At 45.5% G+C, this 19,776-nt stretch carries 14 protein-coding genes; 10 read left to right on the top strand and 4 right to left on the bottom strand.

Annotated features, from left to right (window positions below):
• Positions 1 to 294 precede the first annotated feature (294 nt).
• Both FGI41_RS01320 and FGI41_RS01315 read left to right on the top strand, forming a co-directional pair.
• Complete coding sequence (locus tag FGI41_RS01320) at positions 295 to 1,161, top strand: endonuclease I family protein (RefSeq protein WP_139488090.1); 867 nt, start codon at positions 295 to 297, stop codon at positions 1,159 to 1,161.
• 125 nt (positions 1,162 to 1,286) lie between these two features.
• A complete protein-coding gene (locus FGI41_RS01315) occupies positions 1,287 to 2,324 on the top strand; it encodes a S8 family peptidase (RefSeq protein WP_255298255.1) in 1,038 nt (345 codons plus the stop codon).
• Between the two features lie 285 nt (positions 2,325 to 2,609).
• On the opposite strand, the gene FGI41_RS01310 is transcribed toward FGI41_RS01315, so the two are convergent.
• The gene (locus FGI41_RS01310; protein ID WP_139488339.1) at positions 2,610 to 3,401 is read right to left on the bottom strand and encodes a prohibitin family protein; all 792 of its coding nucleotides are present in this window, start codon (positions 3,399 to 3,401) and stop codon (positions 2,610 to 2,612) included.
• 247 nt (positions 3,402 to 3,648) lie between these two features.
• On the opposite strand from FGI41_RS01310, the gene FGI41_RS01305 reads away from it, so the two are divergent.
• From FGI41_RS01305 to FGI41_RS01295, 3 genes are all read left to right on the top strand, one after another.
• Positions 3,649 to 7,860: an NACHT domain-containing protein gene (locus FGI41_RS01305; RefSeq protein WP_139488089.1), complete on the top strand. Its 4,212-nt coding sequence runs from the start codon at positions 3,649 to 3,651 to the stop codon at positions 7,858 to 7,860.
• 207 nt (positions 7,861 to 8,067) lie between these two features.
• Positions 8,068 to 9,873 carry a hypothetical protein gene (locus tag FGI41_RS01300; RefSeq protein ID WP_139488088.1) on the top strand — a complete coding sequence of 602 codons (1,806 nt, stop codon included), beginning with the start codon at positions 8,068 to 8,070 and terminating at the stop codon, positions 9,871 to 9,873.
• A gap of 261 nt (positions 9,874 to 10,134) precedes the next feature.
• The gene (locus tag FGI41_RS01295) at positions 10,135 to 11,004 is read left to right on the top strand and encodes a hypothetical protein (RefSeq protein WP_139488087.1); all 870 of its coding nucleotides are present in this window, start codon (positions 10,135 to 10,137) and stop codon (positions 11,002 to 11,004) included.
• A 604-nt stretch (positions 11,005 to 11,608) separates the two neighbouring features.
• On the opposite strand, the gene FGI41_RS01290 is transcribed toward FGI41_RS01295, so the two are convergent.
• Together FGI41_RS01290 and FGI41_RS01285 are read right to left on the bottom strand one after the other, a co-directional pair.
• Complete coding sequence (locus tag FGI41_RS01290; protein ID WP_139488086.1) at positions 11,609 to 11,992, bottom strand: OsmC family protein; 384 nt, start codon at positions 11,990 to 11,992, stop codon at positions 11,609 to 11,611.
• 128 nt (positions 11,993 to 12,120) lie between these two features.
• Positions 12,121 to 12,615, bottom strand: coding sequence for a hypothetical protein (locus tag FGI41_RS01285; RefSeq protein ID WP_139488085.1), 495 nt, complete (start codon positions 12,613 to 12,615; stop codon positions 12,121 to 12,123).
• On the opposite strand from FGI41_RS01285, the gene FGI41_RS01280 reads away from it, so the two are divergent.
• Positions 12,614 to 12,910: a hypothetical protein gene (locus FGI41_RS01280; protein ID WP_139488084.1), complete on the top strand. Its 297-nt coding sequence runs from the start codon at positions 12,614 to 12,616 to the stop codon at positions 12,908 to 12,910. The two genes, FGI41_RS01285 and FGI41_RS01280, sit on opposite strands and share 2 nt — an antisense overlap.
• A gap of 412 nt (positions 12,911 to 13,322) precedes the next feature.
• On the opposite strand, the gene FGI41_RS01275 is transcribed toward FGI41_RS01280, so the two are convergent.
• Entirely contained in the window at positions 13,323 to 14,324 is a 1,002-nt protein-coding gene (locus FGI41_RS01275) for an extracellular catalytic domain type 1 short-chain-length polyhydroxyalkanoate depolymerase (protein ID WP_139488083.1), read from the bottom strand.
• A gap of 248 nt (positions 14,325 to 14,572) precedes the next feature.
• Here FGI41_RS01275 and FGI41_RS01270 point away from each other — a divergent pair, with 248 nt between their 5' ends.
• From FGI41_RS01270 to FGI41_RS01255, 4 genes are all read left to right on the top strand, one after another.
• On the top strand, positions 14,573 to 16,489 hold the full coding sequence (locus FGI41_RS01270) for a DUF5071 domain-containing protein (RefSeq protein WP_139488082.1): 1,917 nt from the start codon (positions 14,573 to 14,575) through the stop codon (positions 16,487 to 16,489).
• 134 nt (positions 16,490 to 16,623) lie between these two features.
• Positions 16,624 to 17,250 (top strand): lecithin retinol acyltransferase family protein, encoded by a 627-nt coding sequence (locus tag FGI41_RS01265; protein WP_139488081.1) that lies wholly within the window; start codon positions 16,624 to 16,626, stop codon positions 17,248 to 17,250.
• A 37-nt stretch (positions 17,251 to 17,287) separates the two neighbouring features.
• On the top strand, positions 17,288 to 18,016 hold the full coding sequence (locus FGI41_RS01260; protein ID WP_139488080.1) for a LysE family translocator: 729 nt from the start codon (positions 17,288 to 17,290) through the stop codon (positions 18,014 to 18,016).
• 318 nt (positions 18,017 to 18,334) lie between these two features.
• Positions 18,335 to 19,765, top strand: a complete 1,431-nt coding sequence (locus FGI41_RS01255; RefSeq protein ID WP_176560062.1) for a metallophosphoesterase family protein — start codon at positions 18,335 to 18,337, stop codon at positions 19,763 to 19,765.
• Positions 19,766 to 19,776: the final 11 nt, after the last annotated feature.

Raw genomic sequence — 19,776 nt, 5'->3', positions numbered from 1 at the left:
TTGAGCTTGTCTAGGTAACAAGCAACAAGCCAAGATTTAACCTCTGAACCGTGATCAAATAACATAAGCCCGTAAGACGGACACTTTGAAAAAAGTACCATCTTACGGGCCTTTTTGTGCCCTGTCGACTGGAGATTTTTTACCGATACTACAATTTCATAATCAATTGGAGAGAACGGATGAACGCGAGATGTTAAAGGAGGTAAAAATGTAATTAATTGGATTGTTAAAGTGATTATTACCTGAGAATTCTATGGTTGGTTGTTGCTTACATACACAAAAGGAGATGACTACATGTCTGCCAAAAAAACGGTACAAGCCCTGCTGGCTGGTTTACTGATCACCACCGCCATGATGCCAGGAGTCACGGCGACCTCAGTTCAAGCGATGGGGAACGATCACTCACACATGCCGAAATATCCGATTGCCCAGCCTGTAGACAGCGATATTTTGGGTGACTATTATGAAACCATTCAGGGACAGACAGGAACAGCACTAAAGAAGGCGTTGCATCAGATTATCCAAAAACAACGCAAGCTCAATTACTCTGAAGTCTGGTCGGCTCTGATGAAAACCGATCAGGATCCGAATAACCCTAACAACGTGATTCTGATCTACACCGGACGTTCTCAAGCCAAATCGAGCAACGAAGGAAACATCGGTTCCGATTCTAACGCATGGAACCGCGAACATGTCTGGGCTAAGTCTCATGGTGGTTTTGGAACAGCAAATGGGGCGGGAACTGACCTGCATCACCTGAGACCAGCCGATAAGAGTGTCAACTCAGACCGGGATGATTTTGATTTTGATGAGTTACCAGAAGATCAGACATTCAAACACCCCGAAGCCAAAAACTGTGAATGGGATAAACAGAGAGGAATATGGGAACCTCGCGACGAGGTGAAAGGCGATGTGGCGCGAATGATGCTCTACATGGCTGTCCGCTATGAGGGCGGCAATGGTGAACCGGACTTGGAATTGGTGAATAGCCTGACAGACCGTATTCCCAAATTCGGCGTTCTTTCCACCTTGCTTCAATGGCATGCCGCAGATCCAGTTGACAATTTTGAACGCAACCGCAACGAAGTGATTTATGACATCCAAGGCAACCGTAATCCATTCATCGATCATCCGGAATGGGTTAGTAAAATTTGGCAATAGAAAGTAGAAGAGGATACTCGACAGCAGTTAACTAGCACGTATTAGTATAAAAAGTGTAATTAATAAAAATAAATGTATACGCCATACTTTACATGTAAATAAAAACATTTTAGGAGGTTTTACTCGTGAGTGATTTTCGTCTCATTCCCTACGAAATTGAATCAGTTGTGACAGACATCAAAGAAATTCCTGAAGGTGTCAAAATGATTAAAGCTCCTGAAATATGGGAGGAAGGTCATAAGGGGAACGGAGTTGTCGTTGCTGTGATCGATACCGGTTGCCAGACAGATCATCCAGACCTCAAAGGCCGCATCGTCGGAGGGAAAAATTTCTCAAACGCAGGTAATGGTCCGGATGACTACTCTGATCGGATCGGACATGGTACACATGTTGCTGGAACAATTGCAGCTGTGATTGATGGGAAGGGAGTCATTGGGGTCGCTCCGGAAGCCAAGTTGCTTATTTTACAAGTCTTTGATAAACCTGTATTCGACCCTCGAACCGGGAGAATGGAAGAAGGTGCGGATACCCAAAACATTATTAAAGCCATCGATTACGCTATTAACTGGAAAGGAACCGGACAAGAGAGAGTGCGTGTCATCTCTATGTCTCTCGGAGGTCCTAACAATGATCCACAACTTCATGCAGCAATCAAACGAGCGGTTGAGAACGATATCCTTGTTGTTTGTGCAGCTGGTAACGAAGGGTCATTTACGAAAGGTGGAGACTGCAGCCCAATTAAACACGAGTATGCTTATCCCGGAGCTTATCATGAGGTAGTAGAAGTAGGTGCAGTATCTCTAGATGGTCGATTCCCATGCTTCACCAATACAAACCCTGAGTTGGATCTAGCGGCCCCGGGGGTGAATATTTTGTCCACCTATCTAAATAGTGGCTATGCTCGCTTAAACGGAACTTCAATGGCAACCCCGCACGTTTCTGGTGCAGCTGCACTCATCATCAATCAGTGCGAAAAAGATTTCGGTCGAAGATTATCCGAGCCAGAGATTTATGGCCAACTCATCAAACGGACGGTATCTTTGGGATACAGTAAATTTGTGGAAGGAAACGGGCTTCTTGATTTGACTTTCGGATATGCCAGTCCTCGCAATCCAATACCGGCTATGATCGTCAACGAAAATAAAGAACCTGTAACCGTTTAACAACAGCTGCTATCAGACCGCAAGATTGGTCTGATAGCTTCCTTTTTAGACACCTGCTCATCCTTCAAAGGACGGATTATTGGTGGGAAAAACTTCTCCAATGATGGCTACGGTCCAGATGACTATTAAACAAAAAAGATGCTACTCCCTATGAACTAAGCTCCTTTTTGGAGATTAGTTTCGAAAGAAGGAGAGTAACATCTTTTTTCAGTAAGAAAGCTTCCAAAAAGCAGAACAGAAGAACGACCAGAACAGCCAAAATGCCTAAAATTACAGCGACAATTCCTACTTCCCAGTCGTCACATCAATAAACGGCGTCGCCCCACCAGTCACATTCGGCAATTTTCCGTCCCACTTCTTAATCGCTTCCAGCTGCGCTTCAATCTCACGCAATTTGACCAGCTCCGGCGTGACCTCCTGCTTTTGCAGACGAAGAGATTCAGCCACGGCTTGCGCCTGTTGGATGGTTTGTTCCTTCTCGATTTTCACGCGTTCGAGGTCTAATTTGGCTTTGAGCGCCTGCTGTTCCGCCACTTGCTTTTGCTCAATCGCGCGGTTGAATTCTTCACTGAAGTTAAACTCGGTGATGTTAATCTCATCGAGGATCATGCCATACATGGTGAGCTTTTTGCTGAGGTTTTCCTTGACCTGCTCACTCACTTCCTGACGGCTGGTGATCAACTCCTCCGCCGTGTAGCGGGCCGTAACGGACTTGAGCGCCTCCGCGATAGCCGGATTGACGATGCGCTCAGAGTAGCCCAGACCGACATCTTGGTACAGCTTGTTGACGGCGTCTGGATTGAGATGGTAGTTCACGGCAATGGTCGTGGTGACGTTCTGCAGATCACGGGAGGCAGAGACGGCAGAATTTTCCGTCTTCTGTACCCGCACCTCGACCGGAATGACAGTCTGGATGAAAGGAGCCTTGAAGTGAATTCCTTCGCCGAGTACGTTAGGCTGGACGGCCCCGAGCTGGACGACGACGCCACGGTGACCGGCGTTGACGATGGTGAAGGAGTTGAAACCGAGGATTCCGAGCAGGACTACCACGATGATCCCGATGATACCACCGGTCATCCAGCGCGGGTTGGGTTTATGAAGAGGTGTAGGTGAGTCGGATTTCATGGAAGCATCCCCTTTAGGTTGGGTATGGTTTTGTGGTGATGCTTAGGTATACGGGGGAGTGGGGGAAGGGTTGCAGGAGAAATTATGCATATTAAAATAAGTCCAAGACACCCCTGTATTTTTGGAGTCAGACAAAGAGCTATAGTAAAATAAAGAAATAGACAGAATCTCCAGTCTAACTAAGCCTGAGGTGAAGAACTTGGACGATAAAAAATATAAATGGAAGCGATTCTGGAGCCCTATTGAGCATGCTGCAAGTCTTTCAGACGGAGGTTTTCTTGTAGATCCAGAGTGGAAATGGGGCAACATCTATAATCCGAATTGTGTTTCTTTTGTGTCAATATCTCATATACGTTGCTTAGTTTTACTTGGTGAGCCGGGAATCGGTAAAACGAGTACGATTGAGGAGAGTGTGCAATCAATTGAAGGAACACAAAAAACTCTACATATTGATCTACGGTCATTTAGTAGCGAACTGTCGTTTGACAATAGATTGTTTAAGCATCCCGAATTAGTTGCATGGCAAAACGGAGACTATGATCTTCACCTATTCTTGGACAGTTTGGATGAATGCTTATTAAGTATGAATACAGCTGCTGCTTTCTTAGCAGATGTAATGAAAATGCTCCCTATCAAACGCTTGTTTTTGCGTATTGCATGCCGAACTGCCGACTGGCCGATGACCTTAGGCAGTAATTTGGAACGTTTATGGGACGAGGACAAGGACAAGACAGCATACAAAGTCTACAGACTTGCACCTTTACGGATGATAGACGTAATAGAAGCCGCTAAAGAAAACGGAATAGATGGAGACATTTTTGTACGGCAGATTCAGGAAAAAGCTGTTGTACCATTAGCAACAAAGCCGGTAACACTTAAAATATTAATTAATCAGTATAAAAAGAATGGATATTTCCCGACTACTCAAAGAGAATTGTATTTACAGGGATGTCAAACGTTATGCGAAGAAACTAATCCTAGTAGGATAGAATCAAACAAGATCGGAAAGCTTACCCCATTAGAACGATTAAAAATAGCTTCTCGTATTGCCGCGATAATGGTATTTTCCAATCGATATGCGATTTGGACTGATGTTGATTATGGAAATGTACCAGATGAAGATGTATCGATCAAGGAAATTTCATATGGTGGTATGCTGGATATAAAGACCGAGTTAGTTATAAAAGAAGTGGATATAAAGGAGACGCTGGCGACAGGTTTGTTTTCGGCAAGAGGTCAAAATCGCTTGGGATGGGCTCATCAAACCTATGCGGAATTCCTAGCAGCCTACTACTTCATTGATAACAAAATCCCTATCAAGCATATTATTAATTTGATCAAACATCCCAACGATCCAGAGGGGAAGCTGGTTCCGCAATTATATGAAGTGTCAGCATGGTTAGCTACTATGTGTCCAGACGTCTTTTCTTACATTATGAATGTTGAACCACAAGTACTGCTGAGGAGCGATGTAGCTAATGTTGATCCAGAAGATAAGAGACAACTGGTTCATGAACTGCTGAGAGCGTATGAAGAAGAGCGTTTGTTCGAATCAAATTATGAATTTGAAAGGTATTATCGTAAGTTAAATCATCCAGATCTGGGGAGTCAGTTGAGTACGGTGATACTAGATAGGAGCAAAGATGCTATCGTTAGAGGTTCGGCAATCGAAATGGCTCAAGAATGCCAAATATTTAGTTTGGTAGATATGTTTGTTAAAATTGCACTTGATTCAGAAGAGAAGTTGCAGATACGTGTTAAATCAAGTTACGTTGTCAAGGAACTCGGCAATAGAGAGCAACGATTAAACTTATTTAAATTGACCTATTTAGAGGATGGTGAAGACCCATATGATCAATTAAAGGGAGTAGCTCTTTTAGCAGCGTGGCCGGACGTTATTTCAGCAGAGGAAATGTTCTCAGTTTTAACCAAACCGAAAAGATGGGCTTATTCGGGCGAATACCAAACGTTTATTTCAAGAAATCTTTTTAAACATTTTGACAGAAATCATATACCTGCTGCTCTTGAATGGATAATCAAAGATTTAAATTTAAATTTACGTGGATACACATTTTACAACGAGTTAATTAAAAATATTATGAAAATCTCTTGGGATAATTTGGATTACAAAAATGTGTTGGAGTTAATGGTTTCTGTTATTTATAAGACAGTTGATTCGTCTGTCTTCTATTATCTCAACTTTATTAATGATTTAGAGAAAAATGAGCAGAGGCGGCGCTTAATTTTACAGTCGATAATTAGATTAATTAACGATGAAGAAAAGGAACTCAACTATCTTTTCATAAGGAGATTAATCCAGCCAAATGATTTTGAGTGGTTGATTGACAAATACTTAGAGGCCAAAACAGAACATCAATATAAATGGGCTCATCTTATTAGATGGAATTTTGATTCGAGGAAGCCCGAGCAAGTTAAATTACTATATGCCATTTCTACAAACGAGAATAATTATATACTGGCAAAGTGTGTTAATCATTTATTTAGTGCAATGGATCTCCAATCAACTGAGGTATTATCTCTTAAAGAGAAATATTATCTAAAACAAAAAGAGATGGAACAAAAAATTATAATCGACCACAGTCAATCAATAATTGAATCGATCGAAAATTTGTTAAATAAACTCGACAAGGGAAATCTAGATGCATGGTGGGAACTTAATATTACTCTTAGTGAAGGAAAAGATGAACTATACAAAAATAATATAAGTTTGTCTAATCTAGATCTTACAAAGTTCCCAGGATGGGAAATAGTTGACGAAATAGCGAAGCAACAGATAATAGAGGCTGCTAAAAAATATATTATCGAATACATGATTGATGAAAAAGAATTTTTGCAAAACCCACATTGGTACGATCCCGCTTCTAGTGCAGTAAGGGGACTATGGTTAATATGGAGGTTTGAACCTCAATTTATACAGTCCCTATCGCCGAAAGTATGGAAAAAATGGGCTTCAACGATAGTTACGATTCAAACTGGTAGCGGTGGTTATGAGGATGTGCGCAAATCATTTTTAAAGATAGCGTATCCCTATGTGAAAAAAGAGGTTGTCAATACTTTATTGCAACTAATTGATAAAGAGAATGAGAAAATAAGTAATATCCACTTTTGGAGAGGATTGGAGACGTGTTGCGATGACTATATGTCTTCCAAATTATTAGAAAAGATTGAGGAGTGTTCTATAGAATCAAAGATTATGGGAGGGGTTCTTAGCTTCCTATTAAAACAGGACGTCAAGGGGGCTTTGGAGTTCGGTAACAAACTGGTGACTAGATTTGTAACGGATTATGATAACTCTCGTCGACCCCAAGCTATAATTGCGACTCAAAAATTATTTATGGATACTTCTGATGCATCGTGGGATGTGTCTTGGCCGATTTTTCAACATGATCCGGAATTCGGTCGGGAGGTTATAACTGGAATTGCAAGAAACAAATCTAGTTACAGAGGGTATTCTCATTTTAACGAAAGGCAGTTATCGGAACTTTACATATGGATGGTGGAACAATTTCCGTTTAAAGAAGACCCGACATTTGATAATGAGAATATGGGACATGTAGTTACACCAAGGGAAAAGGTAGCCGAATTCCGTGACAATATTATTCGTGTATTGGAAAATCGCGGAACAGTCCAAGCGTATGAAGAACTAGCAAGAATTCAGACAGTATTTCCTGAGTTGACATGGTTGAAATACTCCATATACGAGGCAAAATCAACAGCTTTACGCCATGAATGGATTCCACCAAATCCCGTAGACATAATTACTTTGGCTGATCATGCGGGTTTCGGATTAGTACAAAGCGGTGAACAATTATTGGATATCCTGATAGAAGTATTTAATAAAATCCAAGAGGACCTTAATGGTCAAACCCCGGAAATTGGTACGTTATGGGATGAGTGGGGAAAACGGGGAGAGAAGAAATCTAAACCCATATCAGAAAACGACTTCTCAGATTTTATTACAAGGCATTTACAAAGAGAACTGGAACGAAAAGGAGTCATCATAAATAGGGAGGTTGAAATAAAGTCGTCCAGGTACAAATACGGTGGAGAACGAACAGATATCCACGTAAATGCTGTTACTAAAGATCGAACCAATGATCAATTCAAAAATATAACAGTAATTATTGAAGTAAAAGGTAACTGGCATCCAGATTTAAAAACGGCTATGGAAAATCAACTAGCGGAACGCTATCTCAAAGGTAATCATCACCAATATGGTCTGTACTTGGTAGGTTGGTTCGAGAGCAATTATTGGATTGATGAAGATCGGAAGAAAAAGGTTCCGAAGATGACGATCGATCAGGCACGTGAATTTTTTAATGGACAAGCCACTAACTTATCAAAAAATGGCTTGAAAATAAGACCATTTGTTATGGATGCTAGGAATTAAAACGAAGTGCTCAAGGCTCGACTGAAAGCAGTCGAGTCTTTATTTTTTGGTTTTCAAACCAGAGTGATCATAACAAGATATATCCAATCTCCAAACAATTATCTTATGTCATGTTAATCATCCCTAATAATAATTCACTGTAACATTCTCCCGCTTTATTACTTCATTCCTAATATCAACCAACAAGAACCGGAGGGAATCCCACCCATGAACTCATCTATTTTCAAACTACTGACAGCCACAACCCTACTCCTCACCGCAACCATCATCCCAACGGGCACCCCACTGGACACCGCCCACGCAGCCACCGCCAAACCAACCCCTGCATACAAAACCATCCAACAATTCGAAGGCTACGCCATCATCCAAAAAAACAGCAAATACGGAGTCACCTACAAAAATAAAATCTGGCTCCAGCCCACCTACGACCAGATCCGCTTCGGTGAATACAATGCGGGATACCACATTTTCACCACCAAGGGAAAAAGCATGGAGCTGTACAATATCACCACACCTGGCAAACCGATCAAACGCGCCAGCGTCGCAGACGGCACGATCTCCATGATCACCGGGCAAAATTTCCAAACCGAGGACTACATCGTCATCAACGACCGTAAGCTGCAAAAGGTCACCTTTTTGAACAAAATGGACGGCACACAGCGGCTTTCCCTCGCTGACAGCCAGCTCATTCTCAATCCGAAGCTGCCTGCTTACGAAAGCTATCAGGTCCTTGCGTTCTACCATCCGAAGTCGAAGACGTACTCCCTGCGTTTTGCCTTGGATTTACAGGTGCTTGGGGCCAATATCAAGCTTCCTGAGCCACCGGTACAAGTCTACAAAACCACTAACATGCGAAATCGCGAAGCAGGTGCTGCCGATTTAACCTTTGTCGAGATCGTCACAGCCAAGCGGAGCCTGTTCTACGATCTCAAGGCGAAGACTTTCCACGCGATTCCGGGAACCATCGAGGATAAGACGGTGATTCGGGATGAGACCAATCTTGACCGCCTTGTGGTCTCCTACACCGATCAGAATAAAACGAAGCAGCTCTATGTCTCCGGCGTAGGAACTTTAGCTGGAATGAACGCTTCCGGGGCGATGATCGTCAATGCGAACAGTCCGATTTTTCTGCTTGCAGACGAGACGGGTCGCTATGGCATCATGAATGTTTTGACGAAAGAGATCAAGGTACCGTTTGAGTATAAACCGCTGCCGAACCGTCCGTTAGACCCTCCTTATGTAAATGATGCCAAGCAGATGCTGTTCGCCACTGCAATGAATGCAACAGACTACAAGGTCTATGACGCGCCTCTGAAATCCATTGAGATGTACAATCCGGTCTACAAAATCCGCCAAGGGGACAGCTACCAGATCATTGATCATCTGGGCAGTACGATCATGAGCACGACCCATGACAGTCAGCTTGTCAAACTTCCGGAACGGGATGCGTTGGGTCGCCCATATCCGGGAGGGGCGTTCGGTGTCAAGACAGGGGCGGGGGATAAGGAAACAATCAAGCTGTATGCCTACATGGGTATACAAGTAACTGAGATTCCCTACTATCGGAATGATCAATTGACATTCAACACGCTCAACGAGTATTTCAACTCAGACATGCTCGTTTACACCCAACAGAATCGGGCGCCAATCGAAACTTTCCGTAATATATATTATGTCTACCAAAACAACAAGCTCTACCTGACCGACGCCAACAAACAGAAACGCTACGAGCAAGGGTACGCCTCATTCCAGATGAGCAGCACCCCGAATACACCATACTTCGTCGCTGACCTCGGAACAGACGACGCGTTATTTGACCTGTTCAACGCAGACGGCAAAAAGATCAATGAAGGCATTCAGCTCCAGCGGTTCAAGGTAATTGACACCAAAACAGGCGGATTTACGTATGCCTATCCGGTCGACCAAAACGGGGGACACCTGTATGTACGCTCTAAAGATGACCACTTGTACGAAGTCCAGGGCGATAAGCTGGTGGAAGTAAAAGCACAATAAGGGGGCAGACACGAAGACAGCGGGCCGAGACTCGCTGTCTTTTTTATCGTGCCCAAACTCCGATCACACAGCCTCTGCGCTAACAGGACGATGCCTCAAACCAACTGAATAGAAGCCAAATCACCGAATTCATACATGAGAATTCATGGAGTAAGCCAGATTATAGAAGAAGAGTCCGATGAAACAGAGGATGAAGGGGGAACTTGTGAAAAAGGGTTTCAGGTCTTTTTTGGTCAACCATTCTGGAAAGGAAGATGACACATGTTCAAACAGATCACCATGGTAACCGCGCTAGGCGCTTTATTTTTCACCGGATGGAACACAGGCACTAGCGCCGTATCCGCCATCGAAAACTCACTCACTGCCAGCCCCACTGGCCATCCAACGACAGACGGTGCCCACCTTACCCACGGAAAAGGCATGCACGCTCATGCTCCTTGGATGAGTCCAGAGATGCTCTCCCTGCTCAAAATGGATAAAGAGAGCCTCAAACAACAGCTGATGTCCGGCAAGTCTCTAGCCGAAGTCGCCCAAGCCCAAGGCGTAAGCAAAGAACAAATGATCCAACTGTTGACCAAGCAACACAACGCCAAGGTAGACGCAGCACTCAAAGGCGGCAAAATCTCCGAGCAGAATGCCAACGAGATGAAGCAGCGTTACGGCGCTTTTGTCCCCAAAATGATCGAGCGCAAAGGCTTGATGAAATTCAGCCAATTCAAGCTCGTGCTGGGCAGACAGAAGCCATGGGAAAACGATGAACTCGCCAAGCTGCTCAAGCTGGAAAAAGAAGTCCTCAAAGACCAGCTTCGCTCCGGCCGATCCCTCGCCGAAATCGCCCAGACCCAAGGCGTCCCCAAAGACCAAGTGATCCAACTCCTGACCAAACAATATACCGAGAAACTGGACAAAGCCGTCAAATCCGGCAAGCTCCCTGAAAACACCGCCAATGAAATGAAAAAGCACTTCAACATCGTCATCCCCCGCATCGTCGAAAAGAAAGGACTCGGCAAGCACCACCACCAACTTCAGGATCACCCAGGTCACCAACATCACCACGAGCAGCATCAAGGCCACTCCAATCAAAAGCAAGAAACGCCTGCTCCTGTGACTAAAGAAGCAACTCGGATGTAGTCATAGGAAACACGCACGAACGCGTTACCCGTCATACCTGAAACGGTTTGAACAATAACGGAAGAAAGCTCGAAATGAGCAGAAAGAACAGGTGTTGAAGTGGCGCACCTGTTTTTTCTGTTTGGATTTGGGAGGGAACAGAGCGTACGGGAGACGAAAGACGGGGAGTTACAAGAGGCTGATAGGGATAAGGGTAAGGATAAAGTTATTTCAAGGAGACAATCGGAAGGACAAACCTTTTTCATGATAAAAAGAGCCATTCATAAGGAACGGCTCTCCATGCAATCAGTTTTAGGTTATGTGACCGGGAAAAGCATGCAAACGTAGTGTTACGATATGCGGACTCAGCCATGTGGTAAACGAAGCCCATAGTAGCATCTCTTGATTCTCTTTCATTTCGGGTATATCTTTTTATTTTCTCATCCCGAGTGAACTTCTTCGATCTTTTTTTTTTGAGTATCATCGGTACCCCGGAAGAGCGAGAGGAGGAACTGTTTGTAAGGAGACCGGCCGAACGAAGAGAGGGAAAGGCGACTGGAAAACAGTTCCTCCTCTCGCTCTCTCCCCCCCCCAGCTCCCTCAGGGAGACCAAATCTAAAAGAGATTATCGACGAATCTCAAACGTCTCATGAATCTCAATACTATCCTTCACCGACTGCACCATCGAGCAGTTTTTATACGTCACATCCAACGCCTTTTTCACTTTCTCCTCAGAAAGCTCTGTACCAGTCAGGATAAAGTGCAGATGAATCTTGGACACGCGGTCCGCTTCTTCCTTCACGCGCTCGACCTCTGCTTTGATCGTAATATCATCAAAAGGAACACGCATCTTGGTCAGCACTTTGCGCAACACGCCGCCACTGCATACCGCCACAGAGGAAACCAGCAGTTGGAACGGACGGAAGCCATACTGGTCATCGCCCGAGATCTGCAGGCGGCCAAACGGGGCATCCAGTTCAAATGCGTTATCAATCATACGAAATTCCATATGTCATCACCATTTCTGTCGTTTTCCTACCATTTTACTTGAAATACTCGGGGTTTCATAGGGTGTGCAACACTTACGCGGGAGGATGTCTAATAGAAAAGAGGTGGGTGTCGGAATTGGTGCCTAGCCTAGTCGGACACCTTCACAACCTGCACAGGAATGGCAGGAAGACTGCCTACAGCCAGCTCGTTCTGCTCTTGCACCCATTCTATCTGTTTACGAAGCTCCTCATTCTCGTTCATCGCTTTTTTCTGAAGAGTCCACAGCTCGATCAGGGTGTTCCGCTTTTCCTCCGGCAGTGTTTCCGGGGAGACGATCCGCCAGCCTTGGTCTTGTTTGACAAGATCGAATTGAGTGATCTGGTATTGCTTTTGCGGGATCATCTGGTCTTCATAGGCAAAAATCACAACGGCATGAGCGAGATCCTGCTTCGTCTGTACGCCTAGAATCTGGTGGAGCGAGACGCTTTTTAGGTGTTGGAAGTTTTTCGCATATTTTTCGGCCTCAGTAGGGGGCAATGGCTGGGAAGACGGATCGTAGAGAGCCAGGGTCTGGTCGAAGTTGCGGTTGGAGATGGTCTGGTAGTAGGTGGTGATGAGAGCGGCGGGGGAGTCAGTAGGCATGGTCGTAGTAGTAGCGGCTGCCGATGACGATCCTGTAGTATTTCCAGAAGATATTTGGACATTTTCTGCTGGGGATGTGGTTGTATTTTCGGTTGGGGTTTTCTTTGGCGTTTCAGACGTGATTGCATTATCTATTGCAGTCGTTTTTTCACCAGTGCTACTTACTGCATTCAATGACGCATCCGTTGTTTTCACATCGCCAGCATTCCCGTTAGCGCAACCAGCAAGCAATAATCCAAAACCAACGGAGCCGACCAACAGCAACGTCGTGATCCTTTTCACGACAGATAGTTGAGAGGGGAAAAGAAATAAGTGTGTGGGCAAGAGTCCTGTCTTTTTCATGCAAAAACACCTCCATAGCGGGTTAAAAACGAGTTCGTTATGTTTGAGCCTGTGTATAGCTCGTAGAAAGTCTGTAGTCTGTTAAGTAACTCTAAAAAATAGAATATCATCTAAAACGGTTTGAAAGGATTGGAAACACATCAAGGTTCTCTTACGAATCATCCGCATCGTACTCTGCATCTCTTTTGTACAGAACCGAAATCATTGAGACCATTGATCGATTTCAAACACTTTAAAACCGCTCCAAATCATAAATTTCAAAAAATGAAACCCATCCAAAAAGGAAAAGCCCAAGCCTGTAAAACCTGGGCCAAATCCTTTCTGCCTTTTTCTAACTATGCGAGATACAAAAACCCGCCTACAACCTAGTGGCTCGCAAAGAAATCCCACATGATCTGAGATTCATTCGGCCCAGAGGTATCGGTGTAAGAACCGCTGGAGCTGCCGCCGGACCAAGCGTGGCCCATGCCGGTGATTTTGTAGTACTGGACGAGGGAAGCGCCGTTTTTGTCATTGAAAACGTATTTGGTCCAGCTGCGTCCGTTGGTTGTACCAGAGCTGGTGCTGTCTGCGCCGGTGTTGACGGTGTTGTTGTCAGAGCCGTCGTCGATGTAGTCGTTGGTTTGCAGCCATTGGTTGATGACTTCGGTCGCGTTGTTGATGCTGACGGTGTAGTCACTTGTTCCGTGGAACAAGATCACAGGCATGCGGTGCTTGTAAGAGCCCATTTCATTGTAAGCGTATAAACCTTTGACGTTCGGGTCGTAGCCAGAGCCATAAGCCATCGCGGTGAGTGCGTAGTTGGCGGTATCGGCTGCGTCATACATGACACCTGCGCTGACACCGATTCCTTTGACATGGTCTGGATAGGTTGCGCCCATGATAGTGGTCATCGCGCCACCAGCGGAGATCCCTGCTACGTTGACTTCAGCGGAGTTGATTTTGTAGTTGGTTTTCACCCAGTTGATCATGCCAGCGATGATTGCAGGTTCGCTGGTTCCGCCACGGTGCTGGTTGTAGTCGTAGAACCAGTTCCAGCATCTGTTCGGGTTAGCCAGGATGTTCATCTCTGGATATAGCACGATGAAATTCTTTTGTTCGGCCAGCGTATTCATGCGTGTGCCTGCCGCAAAATCATCCGGGTCCTGCGTACAGCCGTGCAGCATGACCATCAACGGGACAGATGTAGCACCTGTGTATGTACTTGGAACATACACCTTGAAGTAAAAGTTGCTGCCATAGTAGTATTCGTTAAAAGAAGCAGCGGCTTGAGTCGAGGTGGCCAGTGTGGTCATCATGGTGACAGACATCATCATTGTGAGCGTGAGCATGATGGACAGCGATTTGAGAAAACGGTTGATCTTCATCTTAACATTCCTCCTTTTTTTAATCGATGAGATGATAGCGCTTACACATATTATGTTATTGCAATTTATATGCCAATTAAAACAAGGGTTATTTGTCTAATAAAAAGTGAATTATGTTACAAAAATGAAACAAAAGACGGAAAAATAATGCGACATGTCGACAGGGTGCGACATGTCTTTCGGGAGAGTATACGGTATGATGGACAGAATATTCGCATGGACGTGAGGTAGAGAAGGGGGAGATTTTTGTGAAAACGACGCTGAACATGATGCAACCGCCATTTGAGCAGCCGCCTTTCGCCGAGATGAGTGGGGAGCAGGCTGAGCGGTATTTGGAATGGTTTGCCGGGCAGATTCCAGAGCGGATCGAATTTTTGCGTGAGCGGTATGCGGCATCTGGGGGTGAGGCAGATGATCTTGATTTTTCCGAAGAGTCACTGAAACGTCTGTGGGTATGGTTCAGCGGGGACAAGCTGTTGCCAGACACAGAGGTGGGGCTGGAGCAGACGTATCAGGGGATGCAGGATTGGCTTGGGCTGGTGCTGTACGCAGCTAAATGGTACAAGATACCGACGTTTGAGCAGTTTTTTCTTAGTTTTGATCTGGTGCTGTATCTCGGTGAAGTGTTTCGGCACCAGCATTCAGAGGTTCAGTGGGTGATTGGGAATGGGGAGTGCTACGAGAGAGACATCAATCAACCGATGCTCAGCGGATTTCAATTCGGAGTAGAGTTCAATCCGTGGCACCTGCATTACCTGCTTGGACACCTGATTCACAGGCAGAAATGGGGAGTGGACGAGGATGGACTGCTCGTTTTCTATCTAGGTTTATTGGAGAATCTGCAGAGCGAATACCTGAGGACCGGCAACAAGTGGACATGGGATCAGCAGGCCAAGTGGATCATTAGAATGGGCTATCCGGCTTGTGAGCCTTACCTACCTGTTATGGTGGACTGGCTGATGGATCTCAACTGGCCGGGAGCAGTTGAGATTGCGGAGTTTTTTGTTGAGGTAGGAGAACCGATTTTGCCTTACTTACAAGAAGCGTTTGAAAGTGACGACACGGATTGGATGGGGTTCATTGTTTCCGATGTGATTGAGCAATGCTCGGAGGAGTTGCGTGAAAAAGCAGAGCCATACGTGAGGATTTATAAAGAAAGACGAGAGCAGGAAAAGCGAGCGAGCGTGGAATATCATATCCAGCAAGCGGGAGATTTGAATCTATTGATGGCAGCCTTACCGATGATGCGACCACCATTCGCACAGCCGCCTTTTTCCGAGATGTCTCAGGGGGAAGCCCAAAGATATCTAGATTGGTTCGTGAGCCAGATTCCATCACGAATCGAATATATCCGTGAACGATATGCTGCTGCTGGGAATGACCCGGCAGAGCTTGATCTAAGTGTGGAATCACTTACCCCTCTGTGGAAGTGGTTCTGGAGTGATGCAGAGTTGTTGCCATTCACCGATGAGCAACTTCTAGCTTATGGGCAACTGATCAAGGATTGGCTTGATGATGTATCATTGGTACATGGTTACTTGATTGAAGGATCGCGGATGGCGAGGATGTTCTTAGCGTTTGATGCAGCTCTTTATTTGATGGAGGTATTCCGTAATCAATATCCTGATGTGAGATGGGAAATCAGTAGTAGCTCTACCTATCTATCAAGTGGGAAAAGTCCGATGTTGACAGGCTTCTTATACAGAGTGGAAATTAGTCCTTGGCTGATTCACTATGAGTTATGCAGACGAACGGATATCATTTTTCCGGGAAAAAGCTATGAAAAAGTTCTCAGTGTATGCTATGACGAACTGTTCCAACACCTGAATGGAACATCTGTCCCACTTGGCTATCAATGGACATGGGGGCAACAAGCTGAGGCCATCGTGAACATGGGGGATCTGGAAGTGTGCGACTTGTTGCCTCAACTGCTAAGATGGATTCGTGTCCGAAAACAGCCCGGTGCGAGGAAGATCGCCTTCTTCCTCATCGACATCGGCGAGCACGTCCTGCCTTATCTCGACGAAGTGTTCACGAGCGAAGATGCAGAATGGATCAACTTCGTAATGAATGGCGTCATCGCGCAATGGCCGGAAGAGCTGCGTGCCAAGGTCAACCCGTCTTATTGGGAGATATACCATCGCTTGTGTCCGATGGAGGGGTAGCAGGACGGACAAGAGTTGGTTTGATGCTGTCAATCCAGACCCAACGGCTTTTTCACTTTCACAAGATTCTGTTGTCCTTCATTGTAAAAAAATGTATCATGTAAAAAACAATTTCTGCATGGAAGGTGTTTCGGATGGGATTTTTCCGAGATGTGAAAGGGTTATTGGAAGAGATAAGTGATACGAAGAGGGAAATGGTACAAGAAGTTAAGAAGGATCTCAAAGATATTAAAAATGATCTCAAGGATATGAAGAATGACATGAAAGATCTGGCGGAGATGCACCACCCCGTCCTTGGAGAAGTCGTTGAAAAAATGGATAGAGCGGCTCACACGATTGATAATGCTAGACGGTCATTGCCTAAAGGGGCCCTGTTTGGGATTCCTGGAATAGGGGTAGAAATCGGGATATCAAAACTTCGTCAGTTAAAAGTAAAGGATCATGCAGAAATTTATAAACCGGGCGATCATATATTCGTAAAAAGAGTTGGATATGAGCATCATGGACTTTACATTGGTGATAACCGAATCATCCATTATTCAAATGGAGCCATCAGGGAAGATGAGTTGGCTGCAATGGGCAACTTGTTGAATGTGAGTGAGATAAAAGGTAAAGATAGCCCTTGTCTATATGATACAGATATGGTGATCAGCCGAGCACGTTCACGGCTTGGAGAGACTGAATATAACCTATTATTTAACAACTGTGAACATTTCGTTACATGGTGCAGGAGTGGAGGGAAGTTCACCAAGACGATTTGAGTCATCCACAACCCACGAAAAAAGGAGTGAGCCCCACATGACCAGCCTCTTAAGCTTCTTCATCCTATCCCTGTTCGTCGTCATTAGCCCCGGTCTCGACACCGCGTTGATCACCAAAACCACCATCGCGTCAGGACGAAAAAACGGATTCTACATGGCATTGGGCATATCCACAGGCTGTCTGGTGCACACCTTCGCCGCTGCCTTGGGGCTGTCGGCCATCCTGATGAAATCTGCACTTGCCTTCGAGATCGTCAAATACGTCGGTGCGATCTATCTGATATACATCGGAGCCACCTCGCTTTGGGGAAAGAAAAAGAAAATGGATCAAACAGCGGCAGCGGAAGAGACGGTAGCGGCAACAGGAGCAGTAGTAACAATAGCAACAGTGCAAGCAACGGCAACACCAGCAAGAGAACCGGCAATAGAAAAATCAACATTAGCTAAACCCGATAGTGCCATATCCCCAACCGCTTCTTTTAAACAAGGACTTTTTACCAACATTCTCAACCCGAAAGTAGCGATATTCTTCCTAACCTTCTTGCCCCAATTCGTAGAAACCGGCTCCAACACCGTCTACCAGCTCATCCTGATGGGGACCATACACACGGTCTTATCAATCGTCTGGTTTTTGGTATACGTCGTGTTCATCAACTATCTTCGCGAATGGCTGCTTACCCCGAAGGTCCAAGGCATGATGGAAAAAGCAACAGGACTGGTGCTCATCGGCTTCGGGATCAAGCTGGCGCTGGAAAAACACCGGTAAGGTAGAAGGAAAACAGCGTCAAACACATCCGAAAAACTCACACTCCACAACTCATAACCCAACCCAATCCCAAACCCTGTGTCACTTCAACGTCGACACAGGGTTTTTTCGTATTTCGACAGTACTTTTTTACCAATCTTTATCTCTAGTTACACTTCCGACAAAATTCTCCCTTTTGTCCCCGTACGATTGTCCCGAATTCGTACAATCTTTATAATTTTTTCCGGTTTTTTTGCTACTTTTCTACTGATTTTTCGACACTTACATGCTTTAATATGAATAGAGTGAATTTAATTGGAAAAGAGAGGAAAGATTGACGTGCTGGTTGTGATAAGCGATCTACATTTCAGCGATGAGACGGCTGGGACCTTTAACCTGTCGTATGAGTCATTTGGTTCCGTCTTTGTCAACGATATCCTCTCCTTGGCCCGCACGAAGCAGGCCCATGAGATTCGGCTGCTGATCTTAGGCGACTTGGTTGACCTGTTGATCACACGCCAATGGCTGGATGAACCTTTGGAAAACAGACCATGGGGAGCACGCGGCTTGCAGGACAGCAAGGGGTATCGTCCTGAGGTACACGGGGAAAGCCCGGTGGAAGCCCGCAGCCTCCAGATTTTGAATGCGATCTATGAGGCCAATCGCGAGACCTTTGACTTTTTCAAACACGAGTTTCGCCAAGTCGTAAAAGACGAACTAGGCATACCTGTTCATATCTATTATGTGCCGGGTAACCATGACCGCATGGTGAATACCTATCCGAAGGTGCGCGACCGTCTGCAGGAGCTGTTCGGCTTCAACATCGAGGACCACAAGCAGGTGGATGCATACGGCGAATGGTGGTACCAGTACGAATACACGGCGGAAAATTACGGCGTGTTTGCCCGACATGGACATCAGTTCGATCTGGTCAATTTCAATGGCGGTACCGATTTTTCCCTACAGGGGGAGCGCAAAACCGCCTTGGGTGACGTGTTGACGACCGAATTTTTTGTCAAGATTATCGACCTGTTTATCCGTGAGAAGGAGCAGAACGAGCTGTTCCGCGACGAATTGGTGGAATACATCAAATATATCACCGATATCCGCCCGATCCAGCGTACGGCCCACTGGCTCAATGAACGAATCCAGAACGAGCCAGACCCACAGCTGCAAGAACTGCTTCAGCAGATCAAGAACGAAGCGGTTGATAACCTGATCACGGTGCCTTTCGTCCGTGAGTGGGTGGAGGAGTATGTCAAAAAGAACAACCAGCTGATGTATTGGCTGCATAAAGTTGCATATCCGATCTGTGGTTATGGTCTGATGAAGCGGATCGTGCGGTTTATCGTGCACAATATGACGCTTGGCAAAATCATCGAAATGATCAATAAAAGCGACGGGCAAGAGGGAACCGTTCACGACACCTATGTGCGTTCGGCCTATGGGGAGCCTGCCTGGAAAAACAATCCGCGCATTCAATATGTGCTCTATGGTCACACCCACTCGCCGCTGCAATCGGCGCTGGAGAAGCGGGATAACCGCGAAGTGCTCTACATCAATACGGGAACCTGGCGTCCGCGCTTGTATATGACGGTCGATTCCAAGTTTGTCCGGGTGAATCAGGTGACGTTTGCCGTGTTCTACGACAAGCACGAGGATGTCTGGAACGAAGAGGCGGGCGACGTCAACTTCGAGTGGTGGAATGGCAATCACAAGCGGGTCATGCCCAAATTACCTTCCAAAGTAGCTTCGAAATTACCATCATAGGGAGCGTATGT

The sequence above is a fragment of the Brevibacillus dissolubilis genome, from assembly GCF_006170445.1.
GTDB lineage: Bacteria > Bacillota > Bacilli > Brevibacillales > Brevibacillaceae > Brevibacillus_B > Brevibacillus_B dissolubilis.
The sequence above is the reverse complement of the archived record's forward strand: the minus strand, read 5'-3'. Positions and strand labels throughout refer to the sequence as shown.

What these genes read in the sequence shown, in the direction of transcription:
- FGI41_RS01320 (WP_139488090.1), top strand. Translation starts at nt 295, where the DNA reads ATGTCTGCCAAAAAAACGGTACAAGCCCTGCTGGCTGGTTTACTGATC.
- FGI41_RS01310 (WP_139488339.1), bottom strand. Translation starts at nt 3,401, where the DNA reads ATGACCGGTGGTATCATCGGGATCATCGTGGTAGTCCTGCTCGGAATC.
- FGI41_RS01300 (WP_139488088.1), top strand. Translation starts at nt 8,068, where the DNA reads ATGAACTCATCTATTTTCAAACTACTGACAGCCACAACCCTACTCCTC.
- FGI41_RS01295 (WP_139488087.1), top strand. Translation starts at nt 10,135, where the DNA reads ATGTTCAAACAGATCACCATGGTAACCGCGCTAGGCGCTTTATTTTTC.
- FGI41_RS01290 (WP_139488086.1), bottom strand. Translation starts at nt 11,992, where the DNA reads ATGGAATTTCGTATGATTGATAACGCATTTGAACTGGATGCCCCGTTT.
- FGI41_RS01280 (WP_139488084.1), top strand. Translation starts at nt 12,614, where the DNA reads ATGGTCGTAGTAGTAGCGGCTGCCGATGACGATCCTGTAGTATTTCCA.
- FGI41_RS01285 (WP_139488085.1), bottom strand. Translation starts at nt 12,615, where the DNA reads ATGCCTACTGACTCCCCCGCCGCTCTCATCACCACCTACTACCAGACC.
- FGI41_RS01275 (WP_139488083.1), bottom strand. Translation starts at nt 14,324, where the DNA reads ATGAAGATCAACCGTTTTCTCAAATCGCTGTCCATCATGCTCACGCTC.
- FGI41_RS01265 (WP_139488081.1), top strand. Translation starts at nt 16,624, where the DNA reads ATGGGATTTTTCCGAGATGTGAAAGGGTTATTGGAAGAGATAAGTGAT.
- FGI41_RS01260 (WP_139488080.1), top strand. Translation starts at nt 17,288, where the DNA reads ATGACCAGCCTCTTAAGCTTCTTCATCCTATCCCTGTTCGTCGTCATT.